Origin of the sequence: Psychrobacter sp. AOP7-B1-25, from assembly GCF_052376195.1 — a bacterium.
In the GTDB taxonomy this organism is placed as follows: Bacteria; Pseudomonadota; Gammaproteobacteria; order Pseudomonadales; family Moraxellaceae; genus Psychrobacter.
Genome location: NZ_JBQSVK010000019.1, coordinates 26,879 through 52,140 on the forward strand (window position 1 = coordinate 26,879; position 25,262 = coordinate 52,140).

Here is a 25,262-nt window from a genome sequence, read left to right on the forward strand (position 1 = left end):
AAGATAAATACCAACAAGGTAAGCATAAAAAAAAGATGCGCCAAGCTTATCATAAAGCTGGCACATCTTGGTTTTTTAACCGTAACAACAGATAGGTCACAGCGACTTATCTGTCGTATTAATTCAGCGACATTACCAAATTCGAGCCAAACTTGCCCACTCAATCATACTATTTGGCAAGATACCAAAGAATAGAATAATCGCCGTCACAGCAATGATCATGATACCACCAGTACGGATACCCCATTGCCCAGACACATCAAACTCGATGAATTGCTTGGGACGTTTGAACAGCGTAAGTAAAACGCGTAAGTAGTAAAATAGACCAATCGCACTACCCAAGATAATCATCCCTGCCAAGAACCAGTTGGTACCTTGTACAGCAGCCAAGATGGCAAATAGCTTAGTGATAAAGCCTGCCGTCAACGGAATACCAGCCAATGACAACATCATGATAGTCATGACAGCGGTCAATACTGGACGACGCCAGAACAACCCTTGATAATGCGTCAACTCATCGGCTTCACCAGATAAGCGATATGGACTCGACATCAGCGTCACTACGCCAAAGGCACCGATAGAGGTAAAGGCATAAACCGCCATATACATGCTAGAGATGCTATCAGCGGCTGAACCAATGCTGACAATCACGATCATCACATAACCCATATGGGCAATAGATGAATAACCGAGTAGACGTTTCAGACTGGTTTGACGTACTGCCAACAGGTTACCTACCAATATAGATAAAGTTGCCATCACCATCAATAGCATTTGCACTGATGGTAGTGCTAGCAAAGCAGTATCGATTAAGAAACGTACTGCCAGTGCCATCATCGCCACTTTTGATACTGATGCTAAAAAGGTAGCGATAGGCGCTGGTGCACCTTCATAAACATCAGGCGTCCACATATGGAAAGGTGCAGCCGAGAGTTTAAAGGCGATACCAAACATCATCATTGCCGCGCCCAATATCAGTAATGGCGACTCAAAGATATTGCCCAATGCCATACTGATTGGCTTAAATGCTAATGAACCAACTTCCGCATAAATAAAGGCCATGCCCATCAGTAACGTCGCTGATGCAGTCGCCGACAATACCAAGTACTTCAGTCCTGATTCGAGCGATTGGTTGCGCATATAAGTATAAGCAAGCAAACCATATAGCGGTACTGACAGCATCTCTAGGCTCATAAAGAATGACGCCATATGCTGCGCGCTTACCATTAGTAATGCACCAATGGTCGATAACAACATGAGCAAGTATAGCTCTTCTTTATTATCTTTGAGATTGGCCAGATACGCATAAGACAGCGTACAACAAGCCAAGGCACAGATAAAAATCACTACCATATTAAATTGGGCAAAGTTATCGATAACAAATAACTGCTCAGCATTTGGCGCGATAGAGCCGCTTTCAATCACGCCGATCATCTGCCCGATTAAAGTAAACAAGCCAACGTTTAAGCCTGCCACTGTAATCGTACCAGTGACCATGTGCGAGCGTTTAAAGGTAATCGCGATCATAACCGTTAGTACCGTAATCACTACGGCGATAATCGGTGCGTAAGGCAACAATCCTATCAAATCATTCATCGTAATATCATTCATGACTTAACGTGCCTCCATTACATCAAGCAGATGCGACGCATCTACCTGTGTCACTTGACTGTATATATATGCGTTATTGATCCACTGCATCGCATGACTTGAGGTGTCAAGGAACGGCTGTGGATACAGTCCTAGCCATACCAAACCAGCAGCTAACATCAGTAGCAATGACAGCTCCCGCTTGCCCAAGTCTTTTAGTTTACGTGCGGGTAAGCCATGTGACTTAGTCTCTCGCTCTGCCAACGCTGCGATGTTGTTTTTACCAAATAGTGCGCGATGAATCAAAATCAGCGAATAAAGACCTGCTAATACCAAACTGAATGTCGCGAAAACCACAAACACTGGATACTGAGCAAATGAGCCAAACAAAATCATAAACTCGCCAATGAAGTTGCCCGTACCTGGAATACCTAACAGCGCAGCACAGAAGAACATCAATATCGGTGCGTAGTAGCGGAACTGTCCCCACATGCCACCCATCAAGGTCAAATCACGGGTATGCAGACGCTCATATAGCTGTCCTGCCATGATAAAGAGTGCAGCTGAACTCAAACCATGAGCAAGCATCTGGATCATCAGCCCTTGCAAGCTGAGCAATGTCCCGGTATAGATCGCCAATACCACAAAACCCATGTGCGAGATACTGGTATACGCGAGCAAACGCTTCATGTCAGTCTGCATAAACGCTAGCCATGCACCGTAAAAGATACCAATCGTACCTAAAGTAATCGCTATCGGCGCAAACTCTTGTGATGCTGCTGGAAATAGTGGCAACACAAAACGAATCAAACCATACGCAGCGGTTTTAATGAGTACACCCGCCAAATCCACAGAACCTGCCGTTGGTGCCTGCGCATGCGCATCTGGCAACCAGCCATGGAAAGGAATGATTGGCAACTTCACCGCAAAGCCAATGAAGAAGCACAGCATGATTGGATATTCCCAGCCGCCAAGTGACGTACCGAGCAAGTCATTATAATTAAAGCTCACCACACCTTTTTGGGCATAGCTGATAATGACCAATACCAAGATACCGATGAGCATGATAAGCCCAGATGCTTGGGTATAGATAAAGAACTTGGTTGCGGCGTATTCTTTGGTTTTACCAACCACATCATGACCCCAAATCGCGATCAAGAAGTAGATAGGAACCAGCATCATCTCCCAAAAGAAGAAGAATAAGAATAGGTCAATCGCTAAGAAAACACCGATGACGCCGCCCAAACTCCATAGTAAGTTTAAATGGAAGAAACCAACACGGCGCTGAATCTCATTCCACGAGCAAGCAACAGCTGCCACACCAAGCAAACCTGTCAAAGCCACCATTAATAACGACAGACCATCTAACGCTAAATGAAAGCTTATACCAAAGCTAGGTATCCACGGTACGCTAAACTCTGCTACCCAAGGCACTGCCGCATCTGGCGCAATGACTTGCTTACTCATACCGCTAAAATCACCTTGCTGCCAAAGTAGCAATGACAAAGCAAAGGTCAACGTCATACCGATCAAGGCAATCCAGCGCGGCAGACGTTTATTAAACCGCTCTACCACCCAACATAGCAAACCTGCAATAAAAGGAATTGCGATTAATGCTGGTAGCATCCACGTTTGTTGTAACTCAATCATCTTTTACACCACCGTCATCATTACCAGCACCAGCAATACAGCCATACCCAAGCCAAAGCTTGTGGCATAACCTCGAAGAGACCCTGTTTGCGTCGCAGACAATACTTTATTACCTGCTGAAGCTAGCTTAGGTAATAGTAACCACGTTTTATCAATAGGGTCTGCTCTTAATAAGCGGCCGATGAACAAAAAGGGTTTTACGAAAAGTACATCATATAGCGCGTCGAAACCTAAGCCATGGTAGCACCAGTGATACAATGCCCCACCTATACGTGAGCGCTTAAATCTAGTAAGCAAGCGACCTTTGTTAACGACATATAATAGTGCTGCCAATATCAAACCTGCTGCCATGGCACCCATCGCGATATACTCTGCGGTGTGCTTAGCATGCGCTTGACCGGCAACTTCTAATAAATGACCAACGCTTTCTGGCAACACGCCCTCTAATGGCGGTGTAATCCACGCACCAACAGCAGTAGATAGTACGAGCAGTACGGTTAAAGGCAACCAGTACGACATACCTGATAGCTTATGAGCATGGGTTTTTTCTTCACCGAAGAAGATAATCCAAATCATACGGAACGTATAAATCGCGGTTAAGAAGGCACCAAAGACACCCATATAGAATAGTACTAAATGTCCAGTCGCATAAGTCTCCCAAAGAATCGCTTCTTTAGAATAGAAACCAACAGTAACCCAAGGTATTGCAGCAAGTGCACCGCCACCAACGATATAACACCAGAATACCAATGGTATCTTTTTGCGCAGACCGCCCATCTTAAAGATGTCTTGCTCGTGATGTACCGCAAGGATGACCGCACCTGATGATAAAAAGAGTAATGCTTTAAAGAAAGCATGGGTCATCAGATGGAAGATTGCACCTTGCCACGCGCCTACGCCAAGTGCTAGGAACATATAACCAATTTGACTCATGGTCGAATAAGCAAGAATACGTTTGATATCTGTTTGCGCAAGTGCACAGAACCCAGCAACGACTAACGTCAACGCGCCTACGCCGCCGACCCAATACAATAAGATACCCGGGGTCAACTCAAACAACGGATGTAGACGGGCAATCAAATAAACACCTGCCGTCACCATCGTCGCCGCGTGAATCAATGCCGATACTGGTGTTGGGCCTGCCATCGCATCAGCAAGCCACGTATGTAGGGGCAACTGGGCTGATTTACCCATCGCGCCGCCAACCAACATCATGGTCGTTAGCATCATCGTTGGATTATTAACATCGAATACTTCTGGCGCACGCGTAATAATCTCTTGAATATTGAGCGTACCGAATTCGCGGAATAATAAGAACAAACCGAAGGCTAAGAACACATCACCGACACGCGTAACGGTAAAAGCTTTCATCGCGGCACGGCCGTTGGCTCTGTCATGGTAATAATAACCAATCAATAGATAAGAGCAGATACCCACGCCTTCCCAACCGAGATAAAGCAAGAATAAGTCATCTGCTAGTACCAGTAACAACATACTGGCCACAAACAAGTTCATATAGCTAAAGAAACGAGCAAAGCCAGTATCGCCTTTCATGTACCAAGCGGCAAACAAATGGATCAAAAAGCCAATCCCAGTGATGACACCAGTCATGGTCAATGCCAAACCATCAAAGCTCAAACCAAAATGCGGCGCGAAATCGCCAACTTGGAACCATGTCCACAGCGGAACTTCTACTACCGTTCCAGTTGGATTGGTGGTCAAAAAAGTATAGCTAACGACTAGCGTGCATAGTGCTGATAGCAGCATGCTACCCACGCCAACAATCGCTGCGACCTGCTCTGATAATTTGTCACGCATAAAGGCTAAAATCAAAAAGCCAATGAGCGGGAATATAAAGGTTAATGGTAATAAACTCATGACATCATCCTTTCATCTCATTGGCGCTATCGACATCGAGATGCCCACGCTGATGATAAAAACGCAATAATATTGCCAGACCAATTGACGCTTCAGCTGCTGCTAAGGTCAAAATAAAGATAAACATAATCTGCCCATCTGGATCTACCCAGCGACTACCTGCCACTACAAATGCCAATGCTGCCGCATTCATCATGATCTCAAGACTCATTAGCATAAATAGGAAGTTACGTCGTACCATGACGCCACACAGACCGATGGCAAATAAAACACCTGCCAAGATCAATCCATGGCTCATGGGTATCATACCCAGTACATTTTGCGCCTCAGCGGCTGGCTGTACTAAGCCTGCCACCTCGTGGGCAAACGGCACGTTTGACACATCTTGTGCCACGCTTGCTGCTAGTACCATTAGTCTGACTCCTTGCGCGTAACTTTGTTCGCACCTACTTTCATACCTACATAGTCATGCGGATCAACATCTTTATATTCATAGGGCTTAGCCATTTCTACGGCATCATACTGTGTAAGATTACTATCATTGTCGTATTGCTTGATACTGCCTACGCTTGGTCTTAAATTTTGGCTATCGTCATCGATGACCTCATCGTCGACTGTCTCTTTACCTAAATGATAAGCGGCGACCAAGGCTGCCAAGAGTAGCAATGCTGCTACTTCGACCAACATAATATATTTGGTAAACAGTACCGTACCGACTGCTTTAGCAGAGATAGTCGTACCACCCATCATGACTGCTTCATCGTGATTGAGACCAATCATTGCATATAGCACAACCGCAATAATTATCGTCAATCCTGTTGGTATTGCCCAAGTGCCTGCATCGAGCCAACGCTCTTCACGCTCATCATTACTCATGCCCAAATTCAGCATCATAATCACAAAGACAAATAGCACCATAATGGCACCCGCATAAACGACAATCTCTAATGCACCAGCAAATGGCGCACCTAATACAAAGAATATTCCGGCTATTGCCAATAACGACACAATCATCGATAAGATAGCATGCACGGGATTGGCCTGAGTCACTACGCGCAGACTGGCAAATATGGCCACTGCTGCAAGCGAATAAAACCCAGCCAGTTCAGGATGGTTCAAAATATTCATCATGGTAGCAAGCTCCTTAGGTCAATCGGTGCAGACTCGTTTTGTGCTGCACCTTTTGGTTTTTCTGCTACCGCCATACCTGTCACACGATAATAGTTATAATCAGGGTATTTACCTGGTCCTGAAATAAGCAAATGCTCTTTTTCGTAGACCAAATCTTGGCGCTTATACTCACCCAACTCAAAGTCAGGTGTCAATTGAATGGCTGTCGTTGGACAGGCTTCTTCACACAATCCACAAAAGATACAGCGTGAAAAGTTAATACGAAAAAACTCCGGATACCAGCGCCCATCATCACGCTCGGCTTTTTGTAATGAGATACATCCTACCGGACATGCCACCGCACACAAGTTACAAGCAACACAGCGCTCGTCTCCATCAGGATCACGCGTTAGGACAATACGTCCACGAAAACGCGGCGGTACAGGTACCGGCTCTTCAGGATAAAGAATGGTGTCACGCGGTCTGAGCGCATGACTATTGACCATCCACATGCTGCGGACAATGGTAAATATACCAATGACGGTCTTTTTTATGGTAGTAAACATGGGATTATTATCCTTATCAGCTTTACCCTAGTTCATCAGTGATGGCTAGTGATGATTACAGCGTTGGGGAAAAGATCAAAATGACCGCAGCCGTAATCAACAAATTGATCAAGGTTACAGGCAGACATACTTTCCAGCCAAAGTTCATCACCTGATCATAACGCGGACGCATGAGTGAGCCTCGAGCCAAAACAAACATGGTCATAAAGAACAGCGTTTTAATCATGAACCAAAAAGCTGGTGGAATAAATGGAATATCTAAATTAAAAGGTGCAAGCCAACCACCAAAAAACAAGCAAGTCATCAATGCAGAAATCAAGACAACGTTGACATATTCCCCAATGAAGAACATACCGAACTTCATGCCAGAATATTCAACATGATAGCCTTCGGCCAGCTCTTGCTCTGCTTCTGGTTGGTCAAATGGATGTCTATGCGTAACGGCCACACCAGCCACTACAAAGGTCAAAAATCCAAAGAACTGCGGAATGATATACCAGCCGTCCGCTTGCGCTTCAACAATGGCGCGCAAGTTAAATGAACCTGTTAGTGCAACAACGCCCATCAACGACAAACCTAAGAAAACCTCGTAACTGATTGTCTGTGCAGCAGAGCGCAAACCACCTAGTAATGAGAATTTGTTTGCAGAGGCCCAACCACCGAACATCACGGCATAGACAGCAATACCAGCCATGGCAAAGAAAAACAAAATGCCAATATCCCAGTCAACCACGCCTAGCGTTGGCGAGATAGGAATAATGGCAAACGAAGCCAAGGCAGTAAACATGGCGACCGCAGGTGCCAACGTAAACATGAACTTATCGGTGAATTTTGGTGTCCAGTCTTCTTTAAAGAAGATCTTGAGCATATCTGCAATAAGCTGCAATGAACCAAAAGGCCCAACACGGTTGGGGCCATAGCGATCTTGCCATAAGGCCAGCATGCGGCGCTCATAGACGATCATAATTGCGGCAACCAATACCACGACCAAAAAAATGGCTAAGGATTGACCCACCAAAAACAAAATAGACCAAGCATCAAAGCTCATGATATTGGCCAAAAAGCTTGGCACATCAGGGATAATACGGGTAACCTGCATATTACACCTCCTGTGTGGTGGTCAGCGCTGCGTTCATTTGTGCAGCGTCATTGTTGTTCATCATATCGTTAGCCATGCTACCCATCATCGTTACTGGTGCATCCACTTTACGTACCGACGCTGGCATCGATGGGTGAATGATACTGACTTGTCCAACAGGATAACCAATACAACCTTCTGCTAAATAACCAACGATCTGTACTGGCAAGGTGATTTGTTGCTTATCGATTTCAATCGCTAGGTAATCACCAGCAGCGATATTCCAGTCTTTGGCATCATCTATACCGATACGCCATGCCGCTACAGGTAACTGCTCTGCAACGATTGGACTGCGCGAGGCCATCATTGAGCTGGCATAAATATTGTGAATCGGTACCAGTTTGGCTTGGCCTTGTTGTAAATCAGTGGTATTTGCAGACATGGCCTCTGGCGCAACATATTGACGAGTGGCTAGACGCTCTAACTGATCAAACAAGCGCACACCTGGATCACCATTTTTCAGATGACCGCCGACTTTATCTTGGTATTTGTTCCATGCTTGCGGTGAGTTCCAACCTGCTGCATTAGCAAAAGGAATCATTGAGCTTGGTGTTTCTTTACCGCTATAACCTTCCATTGAGAAAGTTAGACCAGTGTCTAAATCTTTTGGCTGCATTGGCTCGTGTACCGAAATTGGTGCACGCATAGCGGTACGCCCTGAATAACGACGCGGCTGACGCGCAACTTTCAGACCAGTTATACGATAGTCCGCTTCAGGCGCAGCGCCCTTAATGCCAGCAAGCTTAGGATGCGTTGCAATCAAAGCATTAATCACATCATCGAGCTGTGTCCAATCGACATCACGACTCTCGATGCTGCTATGCACAGCATGTATCCAGCGCCAGCCTTCTTTGATGCTGCTCATCGGATGATAGTATTCATTATCATAAACTTGGAAGAAACGCTGTGCACGACCTTCAGCAGATATCAGTGTGCCATCTGCTTCTGCAAAGCTTGCGGCTGGCAATACGATATCGACGTCTTTATGCCAATCAAGCAGCTGATGATCCAACGCAATGACCGTTTTATCTATCAATAACTGCGTCAATTTATTGGCATCAATCGCATCTGTTAGCTGGTTTTCTGCCACCACAACCACATCGTAATCAGTAGCTAGCAATTCTTCAACTGACTGACCGCCAAGCATACAAACGCCAATGCTATTGGCATCAGGAACCGTTAGATAGATACCTGCTTGTGCTTGGTATTTAGTGTTTACTTCTTTCAGCTCAAGGTTTTCAGCAGGCTCACGCTCTACATCATCCTGCGCTTCTGTATTTACGCCTGTTTCAGGTTTGTTTGGCTTAGCAGATAAATCTTTATCTTCTTCAGGCTGGTCATCAGCAGCTTCTGCTTGAGCTGCATTTACTTTGGCATTATGGGCGTCAACCTGCTGTTGCTCAGTGGCTTTAATTGCCGCACGTTTTTGAGTTAATGCTTGAGTAATTTGCGCCGCTGCTTCTATCAAAGCGGTAGAAGATAAGCTACTACCTGAAACAACTAATGGCTTATCTGCTTGAATCAAATCATAAGCGACTTGCTGAGCCAACGCTTGCATACCATCAGTATCGATACCTTGCTCAGACGATTGTGGGTCCGTTATTTCTACCAAGTCATCAGCGAAGTTGGCAATTTCATCAGCGACTTTGAAGCCAAGTTGAATGATATCTTCAGGTGTCGCCACCACACTTACCTTACTGATATCTTCTAGCTTGGTTTGCGTAACATCGATGACATAGACAGGGCTTAGCGCATCTTGCGCAATACGCTTGACTGGTTCAGCAAGCCACGGCTGTGTTTGCAATGCCGCCGCCATTTTTAGGCCTTCATTTTTTGCCGCTTGGCGTACTGACAGCGCAACACGTGATGAAGTTTGTGTAATGTCTTCACCTAATACGAGCACTGCATCATGCGTTTCGATGTCGGTCATGCTTGGATTATAAATACCTTCAGTGCTCAGCACTTCGATGCACTTATTGACCAATGCTTGCTGCTGATGGTTCAAACCTGTTGAAAAGTTATCAAAACCAACGAGATTTTTTAGCGCAAAGTTGGTCTCTAAACTGGCGCGCGGTGAGCCAATCCCAATGACTTTTTTGTCTTTTAGTCGCTTGATGGTTTCATCAAGTGCGTAGTCGATATTAATTTTGACATGCTTATCGTTGATACGCTCAAGCGCTTGGGTTGGGCGATCATCACGATTGACATAGCCATAACCAAAACGACCACGGTCACATAAGAAGTAACGGTTTACTTCACCGTTATAGCGGTTTTCGATACGGCGTAATTCACCATAACGTTCACCTGGCGAGATATTACAACCAGCTGAGCAACCATGACAGATGCTTGGCGCATACTGCATGTCCCATTTACGGTTATAACGATCAGAGTGAGTCTTATCAGTGAACACCCCAGTTGGACAAACTTCTGTCAAATTTCCTGAAAATTCGCTTTCGAACTGACCGTCTTGGTCACGGCCAAAATACACACGGTTGTTTGAGCCATAGACACCTAAATCTTCACCACCTGCGTAGTCTTTATAAAAACGTACACAGCGGTAGCACGCGATACAACGGTTCATCTCATGCGCGATAAACGGGCCAAGCTCTTGGTTATGATGCGTGCGTTTGGTAAAGCGATAGCGACGGCGGCTATGACCTGACATATAGGTCATGTCTTGCAAATGACAATGCCCGCCCTCTTCACAGGTTGGACAGTCGTGTGGATGGTTGGTCATCAGTAGCTCAACCATCGACTTACGGAATGCTTTGGCTTCATCGTCAGTCACAGAGATGTACATGTCATCGCCAGGAGCGACCATACATGACATGACTAAGCGACCGCGACCCGCTTCCATATCTTCTTTGTTTTGAAATTGCTTGACCGCGCACTGACGGCACGACCCTACTGAGCCAAGGGCTGGATGATAACAAAAATACGGCACATCAATGCCGAGTGATAGGCAAGCTTGTAGCAAGTTATCTGCGCTATCTACTTCGACAGTGGTTCCATCAATATGTATGACTGCCATGCCGCTCTCCTTATTTCGCTACTGGCTGTTGGTTGGCTGCCGCATCAATAACATCGACACCAACCGCCTGCGCGATTTTTTGATCAAACTCTGGACGGAAATATTTAATCGCACTCATGAGTGGCTCCATCGCACCTGGGGCATGCGCACAGAATGTCTTACCAATCCATAAATCACGCGTAAGACCTTCTAGTTTTTCGACATCGCCCACTTGCCCTTCACCATCATTGATGGCAGTAAGCAATTTCACGCCCCATGGTAGGCCATCACGGCACGGTGTACACCAACCGCATGACTCGCGCTGAAAGAAAATCTCAAGGTTACGCAGTAGTGGCACCATGTCTTGCGCTTCATCAACGACCATAATTAGGCCTGTACCCATACGGCTACCTGCTTTTTGAATAGTGTCAAAATCCACCACCACATCCAAATGCTCTGTGGTCAAAAAGTCAGTCGATGCGCCCCCTGGTAACCATGCTTTAAGAGTTTTACCATCTTTCATGCCACCCGCCAAATCTTCGATGATTTCACGTGCTGTATAGCCAAATGGTAATTCCCACAGGCCTGGATCGTTAACTAGTCCTGAGCAGCCAAACAGCTTGGTACCCGGCGTTTCACTTTTGCCTTTGATTTTAGATAATGACTGATACCACTCAACACCATGGTTTAAGATGGCTGGCATATTACAAAGCGTTTCAACGTTGTTGACGACGGTTGGACGACCCCATGCACCAGAGATTTGTGGAAACGGCGGCTTAGTACGTGGGTTAGCGCGGCGACCTTCTAAACAGTTAATCAGTGCGGTTTCTTCACCGCAAATATAACGACCAGCACCCGTATGTACATGCAAGTTAAAGCTAAAATCTGAGCCTAGAATGTTATCGCCCATCAGATTATTAGCCAAACACTCTTCAATAGCAGCAACCAAACGTTCAGCAGCTAAGATATACTCACCGCGGATAAAGATGTAACCGTCAGTAGCACCAATCGCATGAGCAGTAATCAGCATACCTTCGATAAGCTGAAACGGTAGGCGCTCCATTAATAGGCGATCTTTAAAGGTGCCTGGCTCCATTTCATCAGCATTACAGATGAGATAGCGCGGTAGACCATCTGGCGGTGACATGAATGACCACTTAAGACCAGCATTAAAGCCTGCACCGCCGCGACCTCTAACATTGGCCGCTTTAATCATATTACCGACGTCTTTAGGCGATTTAGATAGCGCCTCTTTTAGACCCGTAAAACCTTTTAGAGATTCATACGTGGCTAAATCAAGCACCGCATCATGATGTGCTAAACGCCACGTCAGAGGCTTGGTTTCACTAGTGGCGGTTGCTTTATCACCATAAATTGGAACACGCTGTGCATTTAGTTGGCTTGGCGCTTGTCCTTGACCGCGACGAGCAATCTGCTCTGAAATCGTTAAACTCATGCGTATAGCTCCAATAATTGCGCGACCTCGGATGGTTGGACAGGTCCGTAAGTGTCTTCATCAATCAATACCGCTGGTCCTTTATCACAGTTACCTAAACAGCAAATTGGCAACAGCGTAAAACGACCATCAGTAGTAGTTTGACCGTACTCAATACCCAACTGTGATCTAATCTCAGCTGACAGCGCTTCGTAACCTGTCAAATAACAGGCCACAGAATCACATATAAGGATCACATGACGACCAACAGGCTGACGATATATACGGTTAAAGAAGGTCGCAACCCCATCCATATCTGACATTGGAATATCTAAAATATTGGCAATGGCATTTGCTTGCGCGTCATCAACCCAGCCGTTACGCTTTTGCACGATTTTGAGCGCATCTAGCGAGGCAGCACGCGCCTGCGGATAATGATGCATAAACTCGTGAATGGCAGCGATTTCCTCAGTGGTAAGGATGCTTTCTACATCTACTTTTGGCATTTTGTCGGAAACAATTTTCATAATCTTCTATCTTTCCTCACTCATCCTGCTCTATCACTAGACAATATCAGTCTGATTATAACTGTGGTTACATTGACGAGTGACAGCATTTTGGTGTGCCATCAGGCAATAATATATTGATGAACAAATACTGGTGAAACAGCGGTTCTAACGATCACAGTCCGCCATCACAATATCAATCGATGCCAAATACATAATGGCATCAGAAACCAGCGATCCATTAATGACCGACGGCATCTGTTGTATATGTGCAAATGTTGGCGTGCGAATACGGGTACGATAGCTCATCGTGGCCTTGTCTGAGGTAATGTAATAACTGTTCAGACCTTTGGTCGCCTCAACGATCGTCGTACATTCGCCCGCTGGCATCACAGGACCCCAAGATACTGAGATAAAGTGATTGATAAGCGTTTCAATATCATTGAGCGTGCGGTCTTTTGGCGGTGGTACAGCCAATGGATGGTCGGCCTTATAAGGGCCTTGTGGCATATTGTCCATACATTGACGAATAATACGCAATGACTGACGCATCTCTTCGACTTTTACCATACAGCGATCATAAGCATCACCGTTGTAACCAACTGGCACTTCAAAATCGTAATTTTCATAGCCCATGTATGGACGTGCTTTACGCAAATCAAAATCCACACCTGTCGCGCGCAGACCTGCACCTGTCACACCCCAAGCAAGCGCTTGCTTAGCATTATACTGAGCAACGCCTTGAGTACGGCCTTTGAGCACACTGTTTTGCAAGGCGGCTTTGACATATTCGTCCAAACGTTTTGGCATCCACTCTAAGAACTCACGAACTAAACGCTGCCAGCCGCGTGGTAGGTCAGCAGCGGTACCACCGATACGGAACCAAGCCGGATGCATACGATAACCAGTCACGGCTTCGATAACATCATAGGCTTTTTGGCGATCGGTAAACATATAGAACACAGGGGTCATACCACCCGCATCCTGAATGAACGTACCAACAAATAGCAAATTATTGGTAATACGGAAAAACTCGCTCATCATCACACGGATGGTTTCAGCGCGCGGCGGTACTTTGATACCTGCCAGTTTTTCGACCGACATGATATACGGTAGCTCATTCATCACACCACCAAGATAATCAATACGGTCGGTGTATGGAATAAATGAGTGCCAAGTCTGACGCTCAGCCATCTTTTCGGCGCCGCGATGGTGATAGCCGATATCAGGGATACAATCGACAACTTCTTCACCATCGAGCTGTAGCACCAAACGGAACGCACCATGAGCAGAAGGGTGGTTAGGACCGATGTTCAAGAACATAAAGTCCTCATCACGACCTGAACGCTTCATACCCCACTCTTCTGGGACAAAACGTAGATTTTCTTGTTCGTATTGCTGTTTGGCCGTGTTCAAAAAGTACGGAGTAAATTCAGTTGCACGCGCATGGTACTCTTTCCGCAGTGGATGACCTTCCCAGTATTTTGGTAATAAGATACGAGTCAAATGCGGATGACCTGTAAAAACAATACCAAACATGTCCCACACTTCGCGCTCATACCAGTTGGCATTTGGCCAAATATTGGTAGCGCTCGGTACATTGATATCATCTTCGCTCAGCGCGACCTTGATACGGACATCACTGTTGCGCTCAAGCGACATCAAATGATAAAACACTGTGAAGTCGCTATCTGGCAATCCTGCGCGATGCTGGCGTAAACGCTCATCTATCGCAGATAAGTCAAATAGCATGACATAAGGCTTAGGCAGTTTGCGCAAGAATAAGAGAATATCTAATAAATCAGCACGCGCCACCCAAACCGTTGGAATCTCATCCACAGTCTGCTGCACGACAAATTTACCAGCATACTTTTGCTCCAGCTCTGTAATGACTGCTGGGACGGGCTTGATCTTAGGATCTATGTTTTCGACTACCGTGACCATGAATGATGTATTCCTTCATTAATCATAACTGAACTATGTTGATCATAACCGAACTATGATAAGCGCATAAAATATTGAAACTGTTGCTACAAGTCTAAATGCTATTTGAAACTTAGATACTGTCTGGGCTACGCAAGTTTTTGACAGCGATACGATCTGCCTGCTTACGGTCACGCTCAGGTGTCATCTGCGGCTGGTAGACGCCCTGCTCGTTGACATGAACACCTAATGGACGACGTTCTTTAGTAATAGACTCTTGTAACAACATTAAACCCTGAATAAGCGCTTCTGGACGCGGCGGGCAACCTGGTACATACACATCGACAGGGATAATCTTATCCACGCCTTGTACGACAGAATAGATATCATACATACCGCCCGAATTAGCACAGGCACCCATAGAGATCACCCATTTCGGCTCAAGCATTTGTTCATAAAGACGCTGAATAACAGGCGCCATTTTAACGAAGCAAGTACCAGCGACGATCATGACATCGGCCTGACGAGGCGAGGCACGGATAACCTCTGCCCCAAAACGTGACAAATCATGCACGGCGGTTAAGGTAGTAGCATATTCGACGTAACAGCAGGAAGTACCAAAGTTAAATGGCCAAAGTGAGTTCTTACGTCCCCAGTTTGCTGTTGAATGAACGAGATCTTCGAGACGACCCATAAAGACATTTTTATTAACTTCATCTTCGATAGGATCGTTGACCGTTTGGCTGGTCTGTGCAGGATAGGTATCTGCATCGGGGTTGGCTTTTGTTAATGTGTATTTCATAACATACAACCTTTATATTAGGCTTAGCGCGGCAATCATCTTGCACGTACCATCACCATAATTTTATTAATAAGTGGCTAATCATCAGCGATCATCAATACAAACAGACTGACGTCTTCATGCTTTACTGCTCGTTTTGCAAACGCTATAAGCTGAGCATCAACTGGTATTAACGTTCAGTTTTTTCCTGCTGAGCAGACGTCGCAAAATCCACAGAAGTAACGTTACCCGTGGTATTGATGTGATCGATGTTTTGTAGATGACGACGATTGGTCTCAATATTGTTTGAGACATTGATTTGACCGGATGACTGCGCTGGCACTTTACCAGTAGGATCGACCATTAGCTCATGCGCACCATCGAACTTGGTGATGTCTGCCAAATTAAAACCTGCAGGCGCTGCATATAAGCGTGCTTTTTTGCGTAGCTTGTCAGCAGGTGCCCAGTTCATCGCACCCAAGCTTAGCTCATAAATCAAACCGATAATCAGAATAGTAATGAACGTACCAGCAGCGGCAAAGCCAAGCCAGCCCGCCTCTCGTACCGACACAGCATAAGCGTAGAGATACAGTGCCTCTAGATCAAAAATCACAAAGAAAATTGCAACCAAATAAAATTTGGCAGACAAACGAATACGGGCGTTGCCAGATCCGACAACACCCGCTTCAAATACTTCTTCCTTTTGTGAGCCTTGAGAGCGACCGCCAAGTAAGCGCGGTACAACCAGCATAAAGACAACCAGCCCAATGGCGGCTAAGATAAAAGCAATGGCTGACCAATTAAAAGCAGACATGATAATACGTGCTCCTCACCCAATCGAGTGTTAGACACAGCGCAAGCACTGACCCATTTAGACCGTGTTGCGACAGGTATAACGCAGACGAAAACACAAAGTAACTGTATTTAAGCAACTGTCACTGTGTTTAAGTAACTGTCATTGAGTCACATGTTAGGTATTTTGCTAGTAACAACCAATTATCAAGCTTATTGACGACGATGTTAGACATGACCTACTGCAGAGACTCCGGTATGCGCACGGATAAAGGCTGGTCGCCCAACGCATCTTCTAACAACGTAAGATCAACGTATTAAATCAATATCATATCTGACTGCTTACTTAATTGATTTAATAGCTCATTACACGTGGTCAATAATGACGTGACAACTGGCATAAATTATTTACGTACTATACGCATTTCAGTGCCTAAAAGCTAGTTTTTAACTGTATTGAACGGTCACTTTCTGTGTAAAAAAAATGTGTTTTTTCTACTATAAGTTATGATATATACGTTGACTTATATTAACTCCAAATCCATGTTTTTGGCTACAAACAAACACTGCCATGCTATTTAGCAAAAATCAAGTATCCAAATACCCCTTTTTCATCACCCAAGTCCTCCCCCAAAGCGAACGTTTTTGCTTTATAATAACCCACCAGATTTTTATGATATTCCATCATCAAACCTTAACTTCTATTATTCTTATAATAAAAATTATTAAAATATCGCAACGATACGAGTTTTAATGATGCGCGCTGCGTTTATTTATATTTATATTTATCATATCAGCGCCACCCTCTTTTTTGCTTTTGTCTTACAGGTCACGTTATGAGTCAACTCAATCCCAAACAATCCGAGGCCATGCTCTACGTATCTGGTCCATTACTGGTACTTGCAGGTGCTGGCTCCGGCAAGACTTCTGTGATTACGCGTAAGATTGCTTACCTAATCCAAGAGTGTGACATGCCAGCTGAGCGCATCACCGCCGTGACCTTTACCAATAAAGCGGCACGTGAGATGAAAGCGCGGGTAAGCAAACTGCTACCAAGCGAAAAAACGCGTGGCCTAACGGTGTCGACGTTTCACCAATTTGGTCTACAGTTTTTGCGCTATGAGCTGATTCATACGCCGCTAAAAGGCAACTTCTCCATCATGGACAGCGATGACAGCAAACGCTTACTGATGGAGCTGATGATGCGTGACAACTTAAGTGGCGCTGAAAGTCGCGAACTGGTTGGTAAAGCGATAAAAATGATTTCCGACTGGAAAAATGATTTGGTTGAGCCTGACAAGGCGATGGAAACCTTAGACGATCCAGAAGACATGATCTTTGCGACGCTCTATGCGCTTTATGAACGTAATTTGCGGGCTTATAATGCGGTCGATTTTGATGATCTGATTGTCTTGCCAACCAAGATATTACGTGAGAACAGAGAACTACGTGACAAATGGCAAAACCGCATTCGTTACCTGCTCGTTGATGAATACCAAGATACCAATACCGCTCAGTATGAGATGATCAAACACTTGGTTGGTCCACAAGGTCGCTTTACTGTGGTGGGTGACGATGACCAATCTATCTATGCATGGCGCGGTGCAAAACCTGAAAACATGGGATTACTAAAGGAAGATTTTCCAAAACTAAAAATCGTCATGCTTGAGCAAAATTATCGCTCAACCACGCGTATTTTGACTTCTGCCAACGCCGTCATTACTAATAACGAGCATTTATTCGAAAAGAAACTATGGTCAGATAAAGGTCAAGGCGAAAAAATCCGCATTATTAACTGCCGTAATGACGATGATGAGTCCGAGCGCGTGGCCAAAGAAATCGTCACGCATAAGCTGCGCTTTGGTAATGAGTGGGAACAGTATGCTGTGCTATACCGCAGTAACTTTCAGGCACGTATGCTGGAAGCCCAATTGCGCCAGTTGCAAGTGCCATACAAATTATCAGGTGGTCAATCATTCTTTGCACGTAGTGAAATCAAAGACATCATGGGCTATCTGCGCCTGATTTTAAATCCCGAAGATGACAGCGCATTTTTGCGTATTATCAATACGCCTAAGCGTGGCATGGGACCTGCCACACTAGAAAAACTCGGCTTGTTTGCGCAAGAGCACAGCATATCGCTACTGGCCTCTTGTACCCATGCTGGCCTTTCTCACGTATTACCCTCAAAGGCTTATGGTACGATAAAAGAGTTTGGTGAATTCATCGAGCACTATACGCGCGAGCTAGATCAGCATCCTGACCCTGTACCAATTGTACGACAGATGATTGATGAAACTGGCTATATTGATTTTGTCCGTAGCGATGCCAAAACACCTCAACAAGAAAAAAATCGCATCGACAATATCGATATGCTCTACACCAGTATTCAGTCGTTGATTAATCGCGCTGAAGAAGACGAAGACCGAACGATTGATACCATCATTCGCAAACTGGTTTTGCTCGACATGCTTGAGCAGCAGCAAGAAGAAGAGAACACCAATAAAGTTAACTTAATGACGCTGCACGCTGCAAAAGGTTTGGAGTTTGATTTTGTTTACATCATGGGGCTTGAGGAAGAGATGCTACCGCATCGCAACTCTATCATGAGTGAAACTGTCGAAGAAGAACGTCGTCTTATGTACGTGGGCATTACCCGTGCGCGCCGTGAACTAACATTGACGCTCGCGACCCAGCGCCGTGCTGGTGGTCAGATGCGTGTCACCTCAGAATCACGGTTTTTAGATGAGCTGCCCGAGGATCATATTGATTGGCCTGCCAAGGCGAAAAAGAAAAAAGCGACCAAAGATCCCGAAGCCGTTGCTGATGAGTATTTGGCCAATATTCGAGCGTTACTGGGTAAACGTTAATCTCAATCAAAACATCTAAATGTCTAAGTAACGTGCTTTCGAAAGCACGCCTTAGATTGCGCAAAAAATGATTGTTATAATCGCTATTATTATTTATATACTGTAAAACTTTGGAAGACTTATGCCCACCCCGACGCCTAATCAGGAACGAACCAATATGCTGTCAGGAGATTATAATTCAGCCGAATATAGTGCTGAATATAAGCTTTTGTACCTGCAAGGTCTGGTTGCTGATAAAGCATACGAGGCAATTACGGAGTTTTTGGAAAAGCAATCCGAATATGAGATTGCCAACCTACTAGAGTCCTTCCCAACTCAAAACCGTCTGCTGATTTGGGCGCAGGTGCCAGAACACATCAAAGGTGAGGTACTTGCCGAGCTAGATGTCGATACACGCCAGCCGTTGATGGAGAACATTTCTTCTCAAGAAATCTCCCTATTTACCCAAGATCTTGATGCTCAGGACATCTCCGAGATTTTGGATACCGTCACTGATAGCGTCCGTACCTCAGTCATGGCAACGCTAGACGAAGAAACTCGAGTTCAAGTCAATAAGCTCGATACCTATGCTGACTGGGAAGTTGGTAGCTATATGGATCCTGATATTATCCAGATAAGGGATGATATCTATCTTGCGGATGTGCAAGAGTGGCTACGAAAAAACGATGATCTGCTCGATGATGAGAGCCAAGAGTTGCTAGTCGTCGATCAAAGCCAGCAATTACTCGGTCTACTGAGTTTGGTAGATTTAATTAAGCACAAACAAAACACTTTGGTTTCGGAGCTGATTGATACTGCCATCACAATTAATGATCGCTTAGATATTCAAGATGCCGCTGCGATTTTTCGTTCAGAAGATATTCGCTTCGCTCCCGTAATCAATAGCCATGGCGAACTGGTTGGTCAACTAAATGGTGAAGATATCATGGGCATCATCCAAGATGACGTCGATAGCACCATGAAAAACCTAGCTGGTGTTAGTCAAGATGAAGAGCTGTTTGCCCCTATCTTAACCAGTGCCAAAAGCCGTAGTGTTTGGCTAGGTATTAACTTGTGTACTGCCCTACTAGCGGCAGCAGTGATTGGACAGTTTGAGGAGGTATTGGCACAAGTTGTGGCATTAGCAATACTAATGCCAGTCGTTGCCAGTATGGGAGGTATTGCGGGCTCGCAAACGCTGACAGTGGTGATACGCGGTATGGCGATGGGTCAAATCGGTGGTTCTAACCGTGTTTGGCTCTTGAATAAAGAGCTATGGGTAGGTGCGATAAACGGTATTGTCTGGGCGGTGATTATGGCGTTCATTGCTCAGTTGTGGTTTCATGATGTTAAAATTAGTGCTGTTATTGGTTTTGCCATTGCGATCAACATGACAGCCGCAAACGTATCAGGCATCAGCATACCGCTGATGCTAAAACGAATGAATATCGACCCTGCTTTATCTGCCTCGGTTATCCTAACGACTGTCACGGATATCGTCGGCTTTATGTCCTTTTTAGGATTGGCCAGTGTGCTGATACTTTAATTAAAGTGCTGAATAATCAATGACCCAGTCAAAATATAGAATTACTATTTATATAAAATTTTGAATAAGATCTATTTAAAACCCTAGTTTAAAATCGTGATTTAAAAACCATCAAATCGTTAAGTGAGTTCGTTATGCAAGCTGTACAAGTTAAAGTGGTAAACCCTAAAATTACTGAAGATGAAGCATTTTCTCTACCGACTCGTGCCACTGATGGCAGTGCAGGGATCGACTTACGTGCTTGCATCGATGAACCATTAACGATTAAAGCAGGAGAAACCCATTTAATCGGCACAGGTCTCGCCGTTTATATTCAAGATCCTAACTATGCAGGTATGATTTTACCGCGCTCAGGACTTGGCCATAAACATGGTATCGTCTTAGGTAACTTAGTTGGGCTAATTGATGCCGACTATCAAGGCGAGCTGATGGTTAGTATTTGGAATCGTAGTGGAGATGATTTTGTTCTCAACCCGGCTGAACGTATGGCACAGTACATCGTAGTACCCGTTGCTCGTCCTGAGTTTGAAGTGGTTGCAGAATTCAGCGATGAGAGCGTACGTGGTGCAGGCGGATTTGGACATTCAGGTCGTCAGTAGTAGCTATTTTGTCGGTTAATTTCTTAGATAGCGTTTAGGGTTTTGTTTAAGTTATATATAAAATCTTGCGCTATTCATTTTTACTCATTAAACATCTATCACGGTTATAAGGAGAGTAAGCAATGCCACCTTTTGCGGCGCAGCAATCCTTATTCCGTGCTTATGATATTCGTGGTGCTAACCAGTATTTCACTAACAGTCTTATACAAGCGTTAGGCGATGCTTTTGCTGCTCTCTATAATGCGCAAGACAGTCAACCGACTCAAAATATCAATACTAACGCCGATGTTGATAATAAGCAGAATATTGTCGTTATTGGCTATGATATGCGCATTGGCAGTGAGGCGATTGCACGTACGATTTCTGCTGTACTGGCTCAACAGGGTTTATGCGTAATCCAGTTAGGCCTTATTACCACGCCAATGATGGCATTTTGGGCAATGCAATATCAAGGACATGGCATAGTCGTAACAGCAAGCCACTCTGCCAAAGATATATTAGGTATCAAATGGTTGGTGAATAACAAATCTCCTAGTAACTCCGAGATACAGGCACTTTATCATCAGATAACCATCAACCATGGTCAGTACGCTTACCCAGATAGCCAAGCTAAAAATCCTCTCTTGTATTCAAAAAGTACTGAAAATATTGAGAATAACCACGATTCAGAACTACCAAGTGACTTGCTTGAACAACTATCTACTCATAAAGTAGCAAACGTTTATATCGATGCTATTGAGCAAGTATTTGATCAATTACTCCAGCACAATCACTCGGCAACTGAAGACAATCAGAAAGATACCCATAAGCTTGATTTAGTCATAGTCATTGACTGTATGCATGGCGCAACTGGGAGCATCGCTCAATGCTTGTTTGAGCGTTTTTGCCAACGGGTCATTTTTCTCAATCATACACCCGATGGCAACTTCCCTCTTGGTAATCCAGACCCTACCGAACCAAATCGCTTAAACGAATTGCAACGAGCCGTTGTTTTTCACGCAGCAGACATAGGCTTAGCGTTTGATGGCGATGGCGATCGGTTGATGATCGTTGATAATAACGGCAAGATAGTTACGCCCGATCATTTACTCTATTTATTGGCACGTATTGCTATTACTGAACACCCTACTTTTTTGAACAACCCTTTATTCACATCTGAGGTTCTTTTCGATATTAAGTGCGCTCATCATTTACCAAGACTGTTGGCTGAACTTAACACTACACCTGTGATTAGCAAAACAGGTAGCAGCTTTATGCGCCAACAGGTACAGGATACTGACAATAAAATTGTCTTTGCTGGCGAACTATCAGGACATTTTATTTTCAATGATAGTCGTTTTATCCCCTATGATGATGCGATGTATGCTGCATTACGGTTGCTACACTGGCTTGACAAAACTCATGACTATATTAATGACAAAAAATCACTATCAAATATCATCCAAAGCTTGCCCACTATAGTCAGTACTGCTGATCATTATTTACCAATGCCGCAGGCTTCTACTACCGACTGCTCACTTGTAGAGCAACTGACGAGATTTTGTCATTACTTGCAGCATCTAGTAGATATGCCTATTCTTGCTAGTTCTTCTTCGTCTAGTCAGGCCCTAAAAGACACTTGCCTGCCTGCCCCACCATACAAGTCTTCAATGTGTACTTGTGCTACTACCAAGTCGCAAACAGCATTAAAAAAAATGCATGACTTATTACCTACGGGAACTAAACTAAGCTGTATCGATGGTGTGCGCTTGGATTTTGCGCATGGCTTTGGGGTACTACGTCAATCAAATACCAGTAACAGCCTGACCGCACGCTTTGCTGGTGACAGCATGGATGATCTAAAAGATATTCAGGCGACATTTGCCGCTTTATGCCGACCATTTAACGCAGCTTTAGCAGAGCAGATTCTTGCTATTCCCGCGGAGTAGCCACATAACGTACATCACTGTCTCATTAGACATGATATAAAAACAACCAATTTAAACCCGGCCCTTAGGAGTTTGTAATGACGCTTAATTTAGACGATGCCAAAAACACCGCTGAAGTATTGACCACTGCTCTGCCCTATATTCAGCGCTTTGTTGATAAACTCATCGTCGTAAAATATGGCGGCAACGCCATGACTGATCCTGATCTTGAAAGCTCATTTGCTCGCGATATCGTTTTGCTAAAAACCGTCGGTATGCACCCCGTAGTCGTACATGGTGGTGGCCCGCAAGTTGACAATCTTCTAAAAGAGCTCGGACGTCAATCAGACCGTATCGATGGCATGCGCGTCACTGACAAAAGCACCATGGATGTCGTCGAAATGGTCTTGGGCGGTAGTGTCAACAAATCCATTGTTAGCTTGATCAATAAGCATGGTGGTCGCGCGATCGGTCTGACCGGTAAAGATGCCAACTTGATTCAGGCAAAAAAACTGATGATGGAAAAAATTGGCGCAGACGGTATTGCTGTACCAGTTGACTTAGGGTTCGTCGGTGATGTGGTCAGCGTCAATAAAGATGTGATCAATATGTTGATTGCCTCTGATTTTATACCTGTAATCGCTCCACTTGGTGTGGATGCTGAAGGCAATACCTATAATATCAATGCTGATTTGGTTGCGGGTAAAGTAGCAGAATTTTTGCAAGCAGAGAAGCTGATGCTATTGACCAATATCAAAGGTGTATTGGGCCGTGACGGTGAAGTGGTCACTGGGCTCACGCCAAAGAAAGTCGATAGCTTAATCGAAGACGGTACTATCTCAGGCGGTATGATTCCCAAAATTCAATGTGCGCTTGATGCAGTACGTAGCGGTGTCAAAAGTGCAGTAATCGTTGATGGCCGTGTCCCACATGCAACCTTACTTGAGATTTTCACTAACGAAGGGGTCGGTACACTCATTAGTCGTGAGATAGAATCCTCATTGAGCTAGAAAAATCTAGCAATGTTAAATGTAGAAAAGCCCGAGTCAATATAAACGCTCGGGCTTTTCTACATTTTTACATTTAATAATAAGCTGAGCTGAATTTTCTCGAATTAAACTTACGAAAAAACTTTATCAAACTCCGCCTCATCGAAGCCGCACAGCAATATTGGCTGACCTTGATTTTTATCGTCAATCTGACCTTCTACAATTGGACGCTTAATCATACTGGTGTTTTCGACTAGTAAATCAATCACGTTATTTATATCGGCATCAGCTGCTTGCTTTTGCTCATCGGTCAGCTTGCGCCATGTGGTACCGCGCTTGTTCAGCACTTTATCGATACCTAGCGCATCCACCCAACGCTGGATGCTTGGTTTGTCGATGCCTTGTTTTTTATAATCATGAAAATCATAGTTAACACCTAACTCCTCAAGCTTAGTAAACGCCTTTTTCATGGTGCTGCATGATTTGATACCGTAAATGGTAATGGTCATTTTTCTTCCTCTGATTTTTTTTCTGACGTATATAAACTTTCTAAAATAGTGCCTTTTAGATTTGCACCTGTGAAAATCGCTTCTTCATGATTCGTATCTTCAAAATTAGCATTTTCAAGATTTGCATTAGTAAAGTTTGTCCCCTCAATATTAGCATTCTTTAAATTAGCCCTCACAAAGTTAGACCCTCTAAAGTTAGCTGCTTTTAATTCAGTGTTTTTTAGATTAGCATCTTCAAAAGATGCGCTTTCAGCTCTAGTTTCTGAGAGATTTGCACCCTCTAGTACTGAATTTTTAAAATTTGCTATAAATAATTCACAAAACACTAAATCAGCATTATTAAGTTCCGATGACTCAAAATCACCAGCAATAAATGTCGAATAAATTGTTAGATTTGGAAGATATAAATGGTTCAACTTAGGCATGAGTTTGTAGTCCAGTAAGTTCAACCATTTATCAAACGCTTCATTATTCTCATATTTAA

The 25,262-nt window shown here is 44.4% G+C and carries 20 protein-coding genes; 5 read left to right on the top strand and 15 right to left on the bottom strand.

The genetic code is table 11. From position 1 onward, the window contains the following. Positions 1 to 132: 132 nt before the first annotated feature. The 13 genes from ACT3QR_RS12295 to ndhC form a co-directional block, all read right to left on the bottom strand. Complete coding sequence (locus ACT3QR_RS12295; protein WP_444521617.1) at positions 133 to 1,611, bottom strand: NADH-quinone oxidoreductase subunit N; 1,479 nt, start codon at positions 1,609 to 1,611, stop codon at positions 133 to 135. Positions 1,612 to 1,614: 3 nt separating this feature from the next. Continuing rightward, entirely contained in the window at positions 1,615 to 3,240 is a 1,626-nt protein-coding gene (nuoM, locus tag ACT3QR_RS12300) for an NADH-quinone oxidoreductase subunit M (protein WP_444521618.1), read from the bottom strand. Between the two features lie 3 nt (positions 3,241 to 3,243). Then, positions 3,244 to 5,118 (bottom strand): NADH-quinone oxidoreductase subunit L, encoded by a 1,875-nt coding sequence (gene nuoL, locus ACT3QR_RS12305; protein ID WP_444521619.1) that lies wholly within the window; start codon positions 5,116 to 5,118, stop codon positions 3,244 to 3,246. A gap of 4 nt (positions 5,119 to 5,122) precedes the next feature. Beyond that, entirely contained in the window at positions 5,123 to 5,431 is a 309-nt protein-coding gene (nuoK, locus tag ACT3QR_RS12310) for an NADH-quinone oxidoreductase subunit NuoK (RefSeq protein ID WP_444521636.1), read from the bottom strand. A gap of 98 nt (positions 5,432 to 5,529) precedes the next feature. Beyond that, positions 5,530 to 6,249, bottom strand: coding sequence for an NADH-quinone oxidoreductase subunit J (gene nuoJ / locus ACT3QR_RS12315; protein ID WP_444521620.1), 720 nt, complete (start codon positions 6,247 to 6,249; stop codon positions 5,530 to 5,532). Further along, a complete protein-coding gene (gene nuoI / locus ACT3QR_RS12320; protein ID WP_444521621.1) occupies positions 6,246 to 6,794 on the bottom strand; it encodes an NADH-quinone oxidoreductase subunit NuoI in 549 nt (182 codons plus the stop codon). The genes nuoJ and nuoI overlap by 4 nt, the downstream gene beginning before the upstream one ends. 55 nt (positions 6,795 to 6,849) lie before the next feature. Then, positions 6,850 to 7,842 (bottom strand): NADH-quinone oxidoreductase subunit NuoH, encoded by a 993-nt coding sequence (gene nuoH, locus ACT3QR_RS12325; RefSeq protein WP_444521637.1) that lies wholly within the window; start codon positions 7,840 to 7,842, stop codon positions 6,850 to 6,852. 52 nt (positions 7,843 to 7,894) lie between these two features. Continuing rightward, on the bottom strand, positions 7,895 to 10,963 hold the full coding sequence (gene nuoG, locus ACT3QR_RS12330) for an NADH-quinone oxidoreductase subunit NuoG (RefSeq protein WP_444521622.1): 3,069 nt from the start codon (positions 10,961 to 10,963) through the stop codon (positions 7,895 to 7,897). A 10-nt stretch (positions 10,964 to 10,973) separates the two neighbouring features. Further along, positions 10,974 to 12,398 (bottom strand): NADH-quinone oxidoreductase subunit NuoF, encoded by a 1,425-nt coding sequence (gene nuoF / locus ACT3QR_RS12335; RefSeq protein WP_444521623.1) that lies wholly within the window; start codon positions 12,396 to 12,398, stop codon positions 10,974 to 10,976. Then, positions 12,395 to 12,904 (bottom strand): NADH-quinone oxidoreductase subunit NuoE, encoded by a 510-nt coding sequence (nuoE, locus tag ACT3QR_RS12340; protein ID WP_444521624.1) that lies wholly within the window; start codon positions 12,902 to 12,904, stop codon positions 12,395 to 12,397. Before nuoE ends, nuoF begins: the two co-directional genes overlap by 4 nt. Positions 12,905 to 13,051: 147 nt before the next feature. Further along, entirely contained in the window at positions 13,052 to 14,827 is a 1,776-nt protein-coding gene (gene nuoC, locus ACT3QR_RS12345; RefSeq protein WP_444521625.1) for an NADH-quinone oxidoreductase subunit C/D, read from the bottom strand. A gap of 112 nt (positions 14,828 to 14,939) precedes the next feature. Then, positions 14,940 to 15,608: a NuoB/complex I 20 kDa subunit family protein gene (locus ACT3QR_RS12350; RefSeq protein ID WP_444521626.1), complete on the bottom strand. Its 669-nt coding sequence runs from the start codon at positions 15,606 to 15,608 to the stop codon at positions 14,940 to 14,942. A 169-nt stretch (positions 15,609 to 15,777) separates the two neighbouring features. Continuing rightward, positions 15,778 to 16,401 carry an NADH-quinone oxidoreductase subunit A gene (gene ndhC / locus ACT3QR_RS12355; RefSeq protein ID WP_444521627.1) on the bottom strand — a complete coding sequence of 208 codons (624 nt, stop codon included), beginning with the start codon at positions 16,399 to 16,401 and terminating at the stop codon, positions 15,778 to 15,780. Positions 16,402 to 17,215: 814 nt separating this feature from the next. Here ndhC and ACT3QR_RS12360 point away from each other — a divergent pair. The 5 genes from ACT3QR_RS12360 to argB all read left to right on the top strand — a co-directional run bounded on the left by ACT3QR_RS12360 (position 17,216) and on the right by argB (position 24,290). Beyond that, positions 17,216 to 19,249: a UvrD-helicase domain-containing protein gene (locus ACT3QR_RS12360; RefSeq protein ID WP_444521628.1), complete on the top strand. Its 2,034-nt coding sequence runs from the start codon at positions 17,216 to 17,218 to the stop codon at positions 19,247 to 19,249. A 121-nt stretch (positions 19,250 to 19,370) separates the two neighbouring features. Then, positions 19,371 to 20,774, top strand: coding sequence for a magnesium transporter (gene mgtE, locus ACT3QR_RS12365; RefSeq protein ID WP_444521629.1), 1,404 nt, complete (start codon positions 19,371 to 19,373; stop codon positions 20,772 to 20,774). 134 nt (positions 20,775 to 20,908) lie between these two features. Beyond that, positions 20,909 to 21,373 carry a dUTP diphosphatase gene (gene dut, locus ACT3QR_RS12370; protein ID WP_201580448.1) on the top strand — a complete coding sequence of 155 codons (465 nt, stop codon included), beginning with the start codon at positions 20,909 to 20,911 and terminating at the stop codon, positions 21,371 to 21,373. A gap of 122 nt (positions 21,374 to 21,495) precedes the next feature. After that, entirely contained in the window at positions 21,496 to 23,301 is a 1,806-nt protein-coding gene (locus ACT3QR_RS12375) for a phosphomannomutase (protein ID WP_444521630.1), read from the top strand. A gap of 77 nt (positions 23,302 to 23,378) precedes the next feature. Next, complete coding sequence (gene argB, locus ACT3QR_RS12380; RefSeq protein WP_444521631.1) at positions 23,379 to 24,290, top strand: acetylglutamate kinase; 912 nt, start codon at positions 23,379 to 23,381, stop codon at positions 24,288 to 24,290. 110 nt (positions 24,291 to 24,400) lie between these two features. On the opposite strand, the gene ACT3QR_RS12385 is transcribed toward argB, so the two are convergent. Then, positions 24,401 to 24,778, bottom strand: coding sequence for a Spx/MgsR family RNA polymerase-binding regulatory protein (locus ACT3QR_RS12385; RefSeq protein WP_444521632.1), 378 nt, complete (start codon positions 24,776 to 24,778; stop codon positions 24,401 to 24,403). Continuing rightward, a partial coding sequence (locus ACT3QR_RS12390) for a pentapeptide repeat-containing protein (RefSeq protein ID WP_444521633.1) occupies positions 24,775 to 25,262 on the bottom strand: 488 nt, incomplete at its 5' end. The genes ACT3QR_RS12385 and ACT3QR_RS12390, both read right to left, overlap by 4 nt.

Excerpts from the sequence above, each read along its gene's own strand:
- nuoF (WP_444521623.1), bottom strand. The coding sequence starts at position 12,398 with ATGAGTTTAACGATTTCAGAGCAGATTGCTCGTCGCGGTCAAGGACAA.
- nuoM (WP_444521618.1), bottom strand. The coding sequence starts at position 3,240 with ATGATTGAGTTACAACAAACGTGGATGCTACCAGCATTAATCGCAATT.
- dut (WP_201580448.1), top strand. The coding sequence starts at position 20,909 with ATGCAAGCTGTACAAGTTAAAGTGGTAAACCCTAAAATTACTGAAGAT.
- ACT3QR_RS12360 (WP_444521628.1), top strand. The coding sequence starts at position 17,216 with ATGAGTCAACTCAATCCCAAACAATCCGAGGCCATGCTCTACGTATCT.
- nuoI (WP_444521621.1), bottom strand. The coding sequence starts at position 6,794 with ATGTTTACTACCATAAAAAAGACCGTCATTGGTATATTTACCATTGTC.
- ACT3QR_RS12350 (WP_444521626.1), bottom strand. The coding sequence starts at position 15,608 with ATGAAATACACATTAACAAAAGCCAACCCCGATGCAGATACCTATCCT.
- nuoL (WP_444521619.1), bottom strand. The coding sequence starts at position 5,118 with ATGAGTTTATTACCATTAACCTTTATATTCCCGCTCATTGGCTTTTTG.
- ACT3QR_RS12385 (WP_444521632.1), bottom strand. The coding sequence starts at position 24,778 with ATGACCATTACCATTTACGGTATCAAATCATGCAGCACCATGAAAAAG.
- ACT3QR_RS12375 (WP_444521630.1), top strand. The coding sequence starts at position 21,496 with ATGCCACCTTTTGCGGCGCAGCAATCCTTATTCCGTGCTTATGATATT.
- nuoH (WP_444521637.1), bottom strand. The coding sequence starts at position 7,842 with ATGAGCTTTGATGCTTGGTCTATTTTGTTTTTGGTGGGTCAATCCTTA.
- nuoJ (WP_444521620.1), bottom strand. The coding sequence starts at position 6,249 with ATGATGAATATTTTGAACCATCCTGAACTGGCTGGGTTTTATTCGCTT.
- argB (WP_444521631.1), top strand. The coding sequence starts at position 23,379 with ATGACGCTTAATTTAGACGATGCCAAAAACACCGCTGAAGTATTGACC.
- nuoG (WP_444521622.1), bottom strand. The coding sequence starts at position 10,963 with ATGGCAGTCATACATATTGATGGAACCACTGTCGAAGTAGATAGCGCA.
- nuoE (WP_444521624.1), bottom strand. The coding sequence starts at position 12,904 with ATGAAAATTGTTTCCGACAAAATGCCAAAAGTAGATGTAGAAAGCATC.
- nuoC (WP_444521625.1), bottom strand. The coding sequence starts at position 14,827 with ATGGTCACGGTAGTCGAAAACATAGATCCTAAGATCAAGCCCGTCCCA.
- ndhC (WP_444521627.1), bottom strand. The coding sequence starts at position 16,401 with ATGTCTGCTTTTAATTGGTCAGCCATTGCTTTTATCTTAGCCGCCATT.
- mgtE (WP_444521629.1), top strand. The coding sequence starts at position 19,371 with ATGCCCACCCCGACGCCTAATCAGGAACGAACCAATATGCTGTCAGGA.
- ACT3QR_RS12295 (WP_444521617.1), bottom strand. The coding sequence starts at position 1,611 with ATGAATGATATTACGATGAATGATTTGATAGGATTGTTGCCTTACGCA.